Source organism: Nodularia spumigena CCY9414 (genome assembly GCF_000340565.2).
In the GTDB taxonomy this organism is placed as follows: Bacteria; Cyanobacteriota; Cyanobacteriia; order Cyanobacteriales; family Nostocaceae; genus Nodularia; species Nodularia spumigena.
This window is the reverse complement of the sequence record NZ_CP007203.1, coordinates 2,398,891-2,411,312: the sequence shown is the minus strand read 5'-3', so window position 1 is coordinate 2,411,312 and position 12,422 is coordinate 2,398,891. Positions and strand designations below refer to the sequence as shown.

General features: G+C 42.7%; 8 protein-coding genes. 2 read left to right on the top strand and 6 right to left on the bottom strand.

All coding sequences use genetic code 11. The features are described 5' to 3' along the window. The first annotated feature begins 7 nt into the window (after nucleotides 1-7). Nucleotides 8-610, top strand: coding sequence for a DJ-1/PfpI family protein (locus NSP_RS10770; protein ID WP_006196200.1), 603 nt, complete (start codon nucleotides 8-10; stop codon nucleotides 608-610). Nucleotides 611-1,067: 457 nt separating this feature from the next. Beyond that, nucleotides 1,068-2,435, top strand: a complete 1,368-nt coding sequence (locus NSP_RS10765) for a PrsW family glutamic-type intramembrane protease (RefSeq protein WP_006196202.1) — start codon at nucleotides 1,068-1,070, stop codon at nucleotides 2,433-2,435. 369 nt (nucleotides 2,436-2,804) lie between these two features. Here the strand turns inward: NSP_RS10765 and NSP_RS10760 are convergent, their stop codons facing one another. From NSP_RS10760 to atpA, 6 genes are all read right to left on the bottom strand, one after another. Further along, nucleotides 2,805-3,467, bottom strand: coding sequence for a hypothetical protein (locus NSP_RS10760; protein WP_006196204.1), 663 nt, complete (start codon nucleotides 3,465-3,467; stop codon nucleotides 2,805-2,807). Between the two features lie 326 nt (nucleotides 3,468-3,793). Beyond that, complete coding sequence (locus NSP_RS10750; RefSeq protein WP_006196206.1) at nucleotides 3,794-5,359, bottom strand: CHAT domain-containing protein; 1,566 nt, start codon at nucleotides 5,357-5,359, stop codon at nucleotides 3,794-3,796. A 107-nt stretch (nucleotides 5,360-5,466) separates the two neighbouring features. Beyond that, nucleotides 5,467-7,704, bottom strand: coding sequence for a PP2C family protein-serine/threonine phosphatase (locus tag NSP_RS10745; RefSeq protein WP_006196208.1), 2,238 nt, complete (start codon nucleotides 7,702-7,704; stop codon nucleotides 5,467-5,469). Nucleotides 7,705-8,110: 406 nt separating this feature from the next. After that, entirely contained in the window at nucleotides 8,111-9,283 is a 1,173-nt protein-coding gene (locus tag NSP_RS10740; RefSeq protein WP_006196210.1) for an RNA-guided endonuclease InsQ/TnpB family protein, read from the bottom strand. A gap of 382 nt (nucleotides 9,284-9,665) precedes the next feature. Then, nucleotides 9,666-10,613, bottom strand: coding sequence for a F0F1 ATP synthase subunit gamma (locus NSP_RS10735; RefSeq protein ID WP_006196212.1), 948 nt, complete (start codon nucleotides 10,611-10,613; stop codon nucleotides 9,666-9,668). 243 nt (nucleotides 10,614-10,856) lie between these two features. Continuing rightward, nucleotides 10,857-12,377 carry a F0F1 ATP synthase subunit alpha gene (gene atpA, locus NSP_RS10730; RefSeq protein WP_006196214.1) on the bottom strand — a complete coding sequence of 507 codons (1,521 nt, stop codon included), beginning with the start codon at nucleotides 12,375-12,377 and terminating at the stop codon, nucleotides 10,857-10,859. Between the last annotated feature and the right edge of the window lie 45 nt (nucleotides 12,378-12,422).

The window sequence follows — 12,422 nt, the reverse complement described above, 5'->3', positions numbered from 1 at the left end:
TCAAAACATGGCTGCTAAAAAAATCTTAATGCTCGTTGGGGACTACGTGGAAGACTATGAAGTTATGGTTCCCTTCCAGGCTTTGCAAATGGTAGGACACACCGTTCATGCAGTTTGTCCAGACAAAAAAGCTGGTGACAAGGTGCGAACATCTGTTCACGACTTTGAAGGCGACCAGACTTACAGTGAAAAACCTGGACATAACTTTATTTTAAATGCCACATTTGCCGAAGTAGAAGCCGCAACCTATGATGCTCTGGTTATCCCCGGAGGACGAGCGCCAGAATATATCCGATTGAATCAACAAGTAATAGAAATCACCCGTTATTTCGCCCAAGAAAATAAGCCAATTGCTGCTATTTGCCACGGTTTACAGTTATTAGCTGCGGCTGATATTTTACAAGGTAAGAGTTGCACTGGCTATCCAGCTTGTAGTCCAGACATCCTTATTGCTGGCGGGATCTACGTAAATATTCCTGTTGATGAAGCAATAGTTGATGGTAACTTGGTGACAGCGCCCGCTTGGCCGGCTCATCCCCGTTGGCTGGCAGAATTTCTGAAAGTACTGGGAACGAAGGTTGAGCATTCAGAGATTGCTACGGTCAGATAAGCAATAATTTTTTGGGGAGGCGCAGCTTCAGACAGCTAAAATATTGCTCATGCTGTGCCTCTACAAAAGTTTGTATATAATTGAAAAACCAGAAATCATTAGTAGTAAAAAACAACTAATAGTAGAGTTTTAAGGATTTTATAACTTTTCAACTTAACTAAATGTGGCATATACTACTAATATTTATTAATTTGTTGTCATTGAATGGTCAAGACTATAACATCCATAGAGTTGAACTAAGATAATTGACAAACAAAGCACAGAAAATTATTTTATTGGCTAGAATGCTTGTCACTATTGAGTTAGGTAGTTTAAATTTTGAATTGGCAAATTTAAAATTTCTTCGCAGTAAGTAAAGCTATAGTGTATTTAGGAATGCTGCTGTGGGCGTGGCTAAGATTAAGTTCTACGGCTCAAGTATTTTTTATGAATTTGTTTGGAAAGAAACTCTAACTAGATGACAGGCAAAAACACAAGACATAATGCATTTCTGCGGCTAGTGTCTGGTAATGTAGCAGCTTTTGGATCTGATTCTCGCTATTCGCTGCTCACCAGTAAAGAGGTAGTAATTGGACGCGACCCCACCTGTCAAGTTGTCTTGGATGCCATGATGTATCGGATGGTGTCTCGCCGTCATGCTGTGGTTCGTCCCCTTTCTTCATCTACCGATGGCAAATTTAGCTGGGTACTTTGTGATTTAAATAGTGCTAATGGCACTTTTTTAAATGGAAAAAGTTTGTCTGAATGTCAGGAATTACACGCAGGCGATCGCATTTCTCTAGGTTCTGATGGACCGCAATTTATTTTTGAGTATGATTTGATATCTCAGCCTACGGTGATGACACAACAAGTCAAGCCATTACCATCAGCTTCCAAAAATCACGGTCATACCTACTTAAAACAACCAGATTCCGTCAGCTTCACTCAACTGTTTCCGATTATTTCCACGGGTAAGGATTTAACTCGTAAAGCTTACCTGATACCGGGAATACTCACTGTCATATTTGTAGTGCTGATGTTTGCTACGGTCGGTAATTCCCAAGCTAATCAAGTCATAGTCGCAACTTACATCGCATCAGCTGCATACTATTTTGTTTACCAACTTTGCGGGAAACAGAAGCCTTGGTGGGTGCTAATGGGCGCAGCATTGACTACAACGTTGATTTTGCTGAGTCCCCTGTTGGATTTATTTATCTTCGTGTTTCGGGATATTTTGCCTGGTAGCTTACCTTCACCTCAAGAGCGTATCACTTTTACAGAATTGCTGGTACGAATGTTCTTTGGTGCAGGGTTGATGGAGGAGTTACTTAAGGCGTTACCCTTAATGGGAGCATATTTCATGGGTCAGGGCTTACCTTCACCTTGGCGGGAACGCATCGGTATTTGGGAACCTTTAGACGGGATTCTCCTGGGAACGGCTTCGGCTATCGGTTTCACTCTCTTGGAAACTCTTGGACAGTATGTGCCAAACATTACTCAACAGGTGGGAATAGGGGCTGCTGGTCAATTGGCGGGGTTTCAACTGCTGATTCCCCGAATTTTAGGCTCTGTAGCCGGACATATGGCTTACAGTGGCTACCTGGGCTATTTTATCGGTTTGGCTGTCCTCAAGCCCCGGATGCGTTGGCAAATTCTCTCTATTGGTTATCTTAGCGCCTCTGCACTCCATGCTTTGTGGAATGCGACAGGATCTATTAATGCTTTACTGTTGGTGGTGGTTGGGGTGTTATCTTATGCCTTCTTGATGGCTGCAATTTTGAAAGCACGGGTGTTGTCACCAACGCGATCGCAAAATTTTGCTACCCGCTTTATTGGCCCCAAATAAGCAATGAGAATATACGGGACATGAGGCTACTAATCCCAATCCTTGCATCTTACTTAGGCTTTTAAACACAAATTAATTGGTAGAAGTCAAAAGGCAAAATTGAATGTCAAAATTTGCTCATCTCTGCTTCGTACATTGTTTTGCCTTTTAGCTTTTTATTCCCAAGTCTCACACCAGAAAATTTTAATTTATGTCTTAGGATAGATGACATTAGTCTGTCCACCAAAATATGCTTGAATTTATGCTGCTATAGTTATGTCTTAAGAAGGATTTAAAATTTTCCAACTCACACAATGAGTATTGTCTGTAAGCAAAACTATTTTCTGCCTAAATCAAACCAAAGCCTTGAAATTTGAAAATCAGAAAAAATTAAGATTTTTCTGGAGACTGATAACTGTTTAATTCCCTGAAAGCATAGTAAGCGATCGCCACACTCACCTTAGCTTGTTCCACTTCCGATAAAGTTATCCAATCTCGATTTTTCACCTTACTAAGAGAAGAAATCACCTCTGGGGATTCGCTGCTACGCATAGCATAGGCAAAAGGACGGGCTAAAACGAACAGATCATCTACATCCCAAGCAGGTAATACAGATTGAACACAATGCACCAGTTGTTCGCCTATTGATTGTTGAGAAGCAAAGGTTTCAGCAGCTTTATTGGCGATCGCAATCAGCCAGCCTTCAGGTACACTATGAGCAAAAGCGGAATTTAAAGCCACTTGCAGATTATCTACCACCGAAACTGACTGATGTGGATGACATTCGTAATTTGAGTTAGTTGAAACCTCAGACCAAAGGCTATCGAGTTTGTCATAAAAAGCTAGGGATTTTGTAGTCAGTTCCTCATCTAGCTCATCCTGCATAGTAAACTGTTGTTCTAATTCGCTAAAATAAATTTCAGACTCTTCATCAGCCGGATTCCAAGGATAAGCAGCATCCTCTGATTCTAGTAACGCCTCTAATAACTCTAATTCTACTTGAGATGGTAAGGCGTTGAAAGTGTCTGAGCCATTAACATTATTGTTAGTCATTTGTTGTCTCTGGATAAATTATTTAGCAATACTGAGAGCTACAATTGCCCAAATGAGATTTCCGCAAAACAGTTAATTTTATCTAAGGTTGAAAATAGGTCTTTGGATTGGTACTAGCCAAGAAAATTGAATTTTTACTGGAAGAAAAAAACAAAGAATAAATACCGTTTACTTCCCCATTCCCCAGAAGAAGCAGGGGAGCAGGGAGCAGGGAGCAAGGGGGAATTTGAAACAAAATGCATTTATCTCTGCCCCCTGCCCATTTTCCTTTTCTCCCCTGCCCCCTGCCCCCTGCCCCCGTTCCTCTTCTCCCCACTCCCCACTCCCTAAGCATCTTCAATCACAAATTGCCAAATTTCACCTCTAGAACTGCCAAACCTTAACTGCATACCCGATTGTAAGGAAACTTCCTCACGGAGGATTTGTTGCCAACCATTAGCGCCTAAACACCAAGTTGTACCGTAGGTAGAGAAATCTTGCAGGTAATAAGTTCTAACGGTGGTAGTACCAGTCAGAGTACTGCGACATAAAATTTCGGCGTGACGGTTAGAAACAGAAGGTTCTGGAATCACAATATCATTATCTTTCCTACGACCGATGCGGGTGACTCCAGGTTGTAGTACCCAAGTTTGCCCTCCCGATGAAAGCGATCGCAAAAAAGCTATGGGAATCGGGGAATTTATATTGGGGATGACACTATCTGGTAATTCGGTAATTCCTTCATCAAAACTTTTAATCAGTTCACCATCAAAATCTGGATGGAGATAAAGAACAGGCAAAGTCCAAGCAATTTGATTGAACTTATATAGTGTTAACAGTTCTTGCCTAGCTTCAGCAACTGCCTCATCAATTGACTTGCGCGATCGCAAAGCCTGGGTAAAAGCTTGAATAAAACTGTGGCTTTCGTGGTCAGCAATTTGATCACGCATTCCCAAAACCGCAGGTACACCATGACGGATCAACACTTCTGCCAAACTGCTAGCGGGGATAGCTTGGTGATTGATCGCGGCGGGTTGTGCGCCCCAACAAGCATTAAAAACCGCTAGTTTCAGACCACTACAGGTTAATACTTGTGCTAATTCAATACCATTGAGGGTCATCCCCGGACGCAAAAAGAATAACCCGCCATCTGGCCCTGGTAGCCCATGACCAGCATAAAAGAAAACGTTATATCCGGAGGTTTGTAACTCTTGAATTAACTCCTGTGGTGTAGGTTGCAGGAGTGTCTTCACCGTGCAAGGTGCAGATCCCGGAGAATTGCTACTTGCCAGAAATTTTTCTAAAATATCAGCTTCTTGTGACAATTGCAGGTTTTCATCATGTCCTAAAACCAACAAAATATTTAAAGCCTGGTCGGTTCGCAAATACGGTAAAGGTTCAACTTGACTAGTGGTGCGACTAAAGAGCAAATCTGGAGAGAGGGACATTGCTGATTGTCCAGCTTGGCGCTGCATAATTTCCCAAGGTAAGGCAATCAGATCCGGGTCACGAATTTCTAAGCGAAAACGCAAACGTGTATGCTGTCCCATCGCTATGCCCCGACTGCGTTCCAGACTACCAAGGATTGGCCCGGCGAAGATCCATTTCCAGAGATTAATCCCCAAGTATTGCATCAGACGACTACTGTAACCAGCCGTTTGTCCTGAAGGGGGTGAAACTAAGTTGATGGAGAGTGCGTTAATTGACTGCGGCTGGAAACCTGGAAAAATATCTAAACCACTGTGGCCAGCAAACATCTGTTGCCATTCTTGCCAAACTTGAGTGAGTTCAACAGGCCAAACACAGTCATGTAAAACATAACCACTGGGATAGGGAGCTTTGACGACCCAAATGGCGAAGTTATCTGTGCCAGTGTTGATGAGACGGGCGATCGCCAAGTTTAGGGATGGCATGGATTCATTAAAAGGTAAAAACTAATAATTTCCAATAACAATTTTTTTATGTAGCTATTACCTGTATTATTCCAGGTTTTTACCAATTTAACGAGTATTTTACTTACTTAAAGGGGATTACTTGGTTTATTTGGTCCTAGGGGTGGAATGAAGTCAGGATCGCAGGGAGTTCCAGTTTTTGATTGCAAGACCTCCACTTTTAACTTTTCTAGTTGAGACAATTTTATCGTTACTGTTGTTACTATTGTTACTTTTGAGGGTAAACTTTCGGTAGATGTGGAGCAAAGCTGTAGATTTACCAAGGAATCTTCTGGAGCTAAATCGGGATTTGGTTCATCTCTTGGGATAACTTCCCAATGACTGTCTTGGGGAAAATTTACGTCATTCAAAGTCTCTTCACTCTGAAATTTCATCACCCATCCAGGCTTGAGTTCATTGACTCGGAAAGGTGGCTTTATTGCTGGAGCAGTAGAACTTGACTGTGCAGTCTTAGGGGGCAGAATACCGACTGATCTCGCAAATTCTTCTAATGAACCTTTGAGCGAGTATCCTACTGAACCAGCCAAGACAACCAACACAAAGGGAACTATGAAATTTAAGGGCAGTTTAGCAATTGCGGTAGACTTTTGTTCTGATAGGACTTTCGTTTTTTGGTTAGGGCTACCCTTTAGTAGGGTTGGTTGTAAGCCTTTAGTTACACCATTGGCAGATGGGAAGGAAGAAATATCTGGAATGACTGCTTTGAGGGTTAACTCTGGTTCGCAATATTGGACTTGATGGTGTAATAATGCCAAAGTGACATTATCATGTCCATTTCTGGTGTTAGCAAGTTCCACCAACTTGTCAGCAACCTGGACTATATCGTCTTGACCATGAAGAATTGGTAAAATTTCTGTTTCCCAATAATCTTCCACCCGGTCAAAATCACTCAATCCATCTGATGTCAGTAAAAAAATCGCATCTTCATCCAGGATAAACCTCTGGGAAGTAGGATGTAATGAGTCACTAGGACTCATGCCTAACGCTTGCACCAGAGAGCCAGCACCACCCTGTTGTACCGCTTCACGATAGATAGCATAGCCCAGTCGTACCTCACGAGAAGCCACATCATCATCTAGAGTAACCTGGTAACAACCGTGGCGTGTAATCCAGTAGGCGCGACTATCTCCGACGTGAGTAATGTACATTTCGTGGGCAATAGGTAACGCCATCACTACGGTTGTACCCATACGTTGACGCGCTTGGCGGTTTTCGCTGTCATTGCGTTGGCTAATTTTGTCATTAGCAATTGCCACTGCATGATCTAAATCAGCCAGCAGTATTGAAGGTTCTATGTGATCATAAGAAACCGTGGTTAGTTGCTGTACCTGATGATAAATTGTTTCAATCGCTAAATTAGATGCGACATTGCCTCCTTGGTGTCCGCCAATGCCGTCACAGACAATTGCTAAGGAGCCGACTGCCTGTGGTGGTTTGTTCACAACTGTTCCACTGGCTGGGTAGCAGGCATCTTCGTTCCGTTGACGACTCGGCCCCGTCTCTGTTTTCGTGACAATTTTAATCGTGGGAGTTTGTGAGCGTCCTAATTCTGCCAAACCTTTATCTAAAACTGAAATGAGTATTTCCGGAGAATTAATCTTTCCCTGAATGAGAAAGTTGCAAATTTCGTGAACAAATTCCGATATAGCTGGTTTAGACTTTGACTCTAATTTTTGCCAAAATTTACCTAATTCGGCTAACGCTGGTGCTTTTGAAGCGTCAGAACGCAATTCTAACAACCGGACTAATGAACCTTCTACCCGGAGTAAATAAGGATCGATTAAGCTATTAGCCACGCCTTGACTGTGCAAAGGTTGCCACAAATTAGCTATCTGCCATAACCAATTAAGTTGGCGCATTGATGTCGCATCGCGCCAAGCATTATCTAACTGGCTACATAGCTGCACTTGTAGTCCTGAACTATCTACGTACAAAGGCGGCTGTTCTAAAAGTAATATTTCTTTGTGAGACTTACCTTCAGATAGAGGAAGTATTCCATATACCTGTGGTACGTTTAAGCTGTAGGGAATTAGTCTGAGATAAGCTTTAATACTCTCTAAATTATCTAATTCAGGAGATTGGGGTAGTAATCCTGGCTTTCTATCTAAAACAACAGATTTACTAATTACTAAATAGCGATCGGCTAATACATCTCCAGGGCTACCCACACTCAAACCATCCCCTACAGCCCAGAGGTAACGTTTGGGTATGGGTGTAGAGCATCGCTGGCAAAACTTGTGAGTTAAGGGGTTGGCAGCCAGACAAGCTTCATTTGGGCAGTAGAGCGTTGCCGCATCATTTTCCATAGTGTTCGCAGTGATCAGCGATTGGCAATTTTATCAAAAGCATTGGTAGCGGCAATCGAAACCGCCGAAATTTCTTCAACTCAACATATCCAATTTTGGATCATAATTCTCCTTGTCAGATACCAAGGTATGTTAATTATTAATTTACCTATGCCAATAACTTACTCCTTAATCAACTCTACAGCCTCATCATAGCTTCTATTTATTTTTGATTCTCATTATTACAGCAGCCAACCCCAATCTGTTATCAAAGCATAACCTTGGTTAGTTTACCAGATTGCATATACTAAGTTATATATTTTGTCAATGCTTTTTAGTTAAAATTGCCAAAATCAAAAATAGCCAATTGGTGACGTACTCCACACACTCCCCTTTCAGGGTGAATGTGGGCTTCTCAGCGACTCTTCTATGAAGACATTAACTGAGCTTTAAGACCGTGCGACCCACGGTTCTTTATGTTTAAAGCCGCATTTAAATCTCTGCACAAACTTATGTGGCATACAGGGCAATTGTGCATCCTTTGAAATAGCGGCTTTTTAACCTTGTGACCGCAGCTAGAACATTCCTGACTAGTGCCATTTGGATTAACAGTTATTACCTTCAAACCAGCATTCTCGGCTTTGTTTGAAAGTATATTTATGAACTGTCCCCATCCGGCATCGTGAATACTTTTAGCCAATCTTGTTCTAGCGAGTCCCTTGATATTTAATCTTTCAACAGCTACTACGTCATACTTATCGAGCAATGCTTTAGCTGTTTTGAAATGAAAATCTTTGCGGGTGTCGGCAACTTTTTTATGCCGGACGGCTAGTTTCTTGATCGCTTTCTTGCGGCGGTTAGATCCCTTCTTCCTGCGAGAAACACGACGCTGCGCTGATTGTAATTTACGTTCGGCTTTTCGTAAATGCTTGGGTGCAGCAATTCTGGTATTGTCCGAGGCGACGTAAAAATCTATCAAACCGACATCAACACCAACAATATTTTCAGCATTAAAATCAGGTTTAATTGTCGGAACTCTTTTATCGTCAAGACTTAGGGTTAGATAATAACCATCTGCTTTTTTGGTGACGGATACGGTCTTGATATCAAACTCTTCAGGTATTAAGCGGTGAGCAATTACCTTAACATCCCCAATCTTTGACAGCGTAATTTTATCGTTGGCAAAATTGTGTTTCTTGAATTGAGGGTAGGTAAACGTCCTGTAGTGACACTGACCTTTAAATCTAGGTCTGCCAGATTTTTTTCCGTTAGCGTCGCCTTTCAACCATCTATCAAAAGCCTTATCAACTTTTTTAGGAACTTCCTGTAGCACCTGAGAATGGATATCTTTGTACCAAGGGCGGTCTTTTTTTAGTTGAGTGAGTGAGGCTTTTTGGTTGTAGTAATTGGGTTGATGTTTTAAGTCCGGTAAATAGCAAATTAAGGGGCATCTATCAATAGGGCAACGGTTCTGTTCATACCAATCAAACCTCTGACAAAGTAGATAATTATATTGACAACGCAACATTTCGAGCGTCTGATCAATTTTTTCTGCTTGCTCTTTAGTTGGTTTGATTTTGTATTGGTATGAAGTCCTCATTGCTTTCCTGTTTCGACCTGAAAATAGTATAACATTAATGTACAGACATTGTATAGGCACTCATGAAAAATAAATCACTGAATCTGAGGATATCCGAGCGCAGATTAAATAAGCTTCGCCTGTACTCGCTTCAAAACGAAAAAACCATGACTCATGTACTTGAAGATTTTATAGATTCGCTAGAAGTTAAAAATGGCGATTCCTCACTGACCCACCGTCCTGTCAATCCTGTGGATTGATTTGGTTATGGCTCAATTTGTCATCGCCCAAAAATTTATCTTTTCGCCTCCTTTCGGGTAGGCGAGAGGCTTCTTTTTGTTCAAGCTAATTTCCCAACAACTAGCAATTAGCTATTTATCAATACGAAACAATGAGCAATTCCTTAAGTTAGTGCTTCAGCACCACCCACAACTTCTAACAGTTCTTGGGTAATAGCGGCTTGTCTAGCTTTGTTGTAAGACAACGAAAGACTCTTAATCAAATCACCGGCGTTGTCGCTAGCGTTGTTCATCGCTGTCATCCGTGCGGCTAGTTCACTGGCTGCTGATTCTTGTAACGCCCGCAATAACTGATTACTCAGATATAGGGGTAGTAAAGAATCCAGAATTTGCACAGGATCTTGCTCAAAAATCATGTCACGGGGTAAAGGACGAACTTGGCTAGTCACCTTTTGCCGTTCTACTTCAAATTGACCGCCACGGGTTGTCAGGCGGAAAATTTCATCGTCTGCTGCTTCTAAACCTTGAGGATCTAAAGGAAGCAGGGTTTGTACCACTGGGCGGGAGCTAACCAAAGAGACGAATTTGGTATAAATTAGCTCAATTCGATCCACACTTTCTGAAAGGAACAAAGAAAGTAGTTGATCTGCAACTTCCGTAGCTTCGCTTGCGGTCGGAATTTGTTCTAAACCAGTATAAGTACCGTCAATGGGTTGTTCACGACGTTGGAAATACTGGATGGCTTTGCGTCCTACCAGTACGAATTTGTAATTTACGCCTTCTGCTTGTAGTTCTTTGGCGCGGGTTTCTGCCCGACGGATGATGTTACTGTTGTAACCACCACACAAACCCCGGTCGCCGGAAATTACTAATAGCCCAACTGTTTTAACTTCCCGTTTTTTCAGTAGTGGGAGGTCTACATCTTCAAACCGCAGACGAGTTTGCAAACCATATAGGACTTGTGCCAAGCGGTCAGCAAAGGGACGGGTAGCAGTTACCTGTTCTTGGGCGCGACGTACTCTCGCAGCCGCAACCAGCCGCATGGCTTCTGTAATTTTCTTGGTGTTTTTGACCGACTGAATGCGATCGCGTATTGATTTGAGATTAGCCATATTTTTAAGTTCTGAGTCCTCAATCCTGAGTCAATAGTCAACTGTCAATCAATTCTAGATTTTAGATTGACGTTAGCGAAGCGTACGCAGCGAGGATTTTAGATTTATGAGCAGCCATAGCGGCCTGGCTCGAACAAAAAAAACAATCCAAAATCCAAAATCCAAAATCCAAAATCTAAAATTGGTACGGTCAATAGCCATTAAGCGTTTCCCAATGACTAATGACCAATGACTAATGACTAATTACGCTGTTGCTTTGAAGGTCTGTTTAAATTCAGTTAGCGCTTCCTTCAAAGCTTTTTCTTCTTCGTCACCGAGTACCTTTTTGGTTTTCACGGAGTCGGTGTACTCAGGTTTGCCGGTTTTTAAGAATTCCCGCAGACCCTTAGTGAAGGTAGTTACTTTTTCTACAGGGACATCATCCAAGTAACCGTTAATCCCCGCATACAGAATTGCTACTTGCTCGTATACTGCGAGAGGAGCATTTTGTGGCTGCTTCAGTAGTTCCCGTAACCGTTCACCACGCGCCAATTGGTCTTGAGTGGCTTTATCTAAGTCAGAAGCAAATTGGGCGAATGCTTGCAGGTCATCAAATTGGGCTAATTCCAATTTAATCTTACCAGCAACTTTTTTCATGGCCTTGGTTTGTGCCGCCGAACCCACACGTGATACCGAAATACCGGGGTTTACTGCGGGACGAATACCAGCGTTGAACAGGTCAGAAGAAAGGAAGATTTGACCGTCGGTAATAGAAATTACGTTGGTGGGGATGTATGCCGAAACGTCACCAGCTTGGGTTTCGATGATTGGTAGGGCAGTCATGCTACCTTTACCCAATTCATCACTTAATTTAGCAGCGCGTTCCAACAAGCGGGAGTGGATGTAGAATACATCTCCAGGATATGCTTCCCGTCCTGGTGGACGACGTAGCAGCAAGGACATTTGGCGATAAGCTTGGGCTTGCTTGGAAAGGTCATCATAAATCACCAAGGTAGCTTTGCCTTTGTACATAAAGTACTCAGCAATGCTGGCTCCGGTGTATGGTGCTAGGAATTGTAGTGTAGCTGGTTCACTGGCACTAGCGGCGACGACTACGGTGTAGTCCATTGCGCCTTTTTCTTGGAGGGTTTGCACCACGTTAGCAACGGTGGATGCTTTTTGACCAATGGCAACGTAGACACAAATTACATCTTCACCTTTTTGGTTGATGATGGTGTCGATCGCGATCGCAGTTTTACCTGTTTGACGGTCTCCAATGATCAATTCCCGTTGACCACGACCGACAGGAATCATCGAGTCAATAGCTGTAATCCCAGTTTGCATGGGTTCGTGTACAGATCGACGAGCGATGATACCAGGTGCGGCAGATTCAATCAAACGACTTTCTGTCGTGTTAATATCTCCTTTACCGTCGATCGCACGACCCAAGGCATCTACTACCCGGCCAACCATCGCTTCACCTACGGGAACCTGGGCAATTCTACCAGTAGCAGTAACGGAGCTACCTTCTTGAATTTCCAGACCTTGACCCATAAGCACAGCGCCCACGTTGTCTTCTTCTAAGTTCTGGGCGATGCCAATTGTGCCATCTTCAAATTCCAATAGTTCCCCAGCCATAGCCTTTTCTAGACCATAGATGCGGGCGATACCGTCACCCACTTGAAGAACTGTACCAACGTTAGCAACTTTGACTTCTTGGTCGTATTGCTCGATTTGCTGCTGAATAATGCTGCTGATTTCGTCAGGTCTGATTGAAATACTCATTGTGTCTATGTTTTTTGCTTTTCAGAGTAGGGAGTAGGGAGTGGG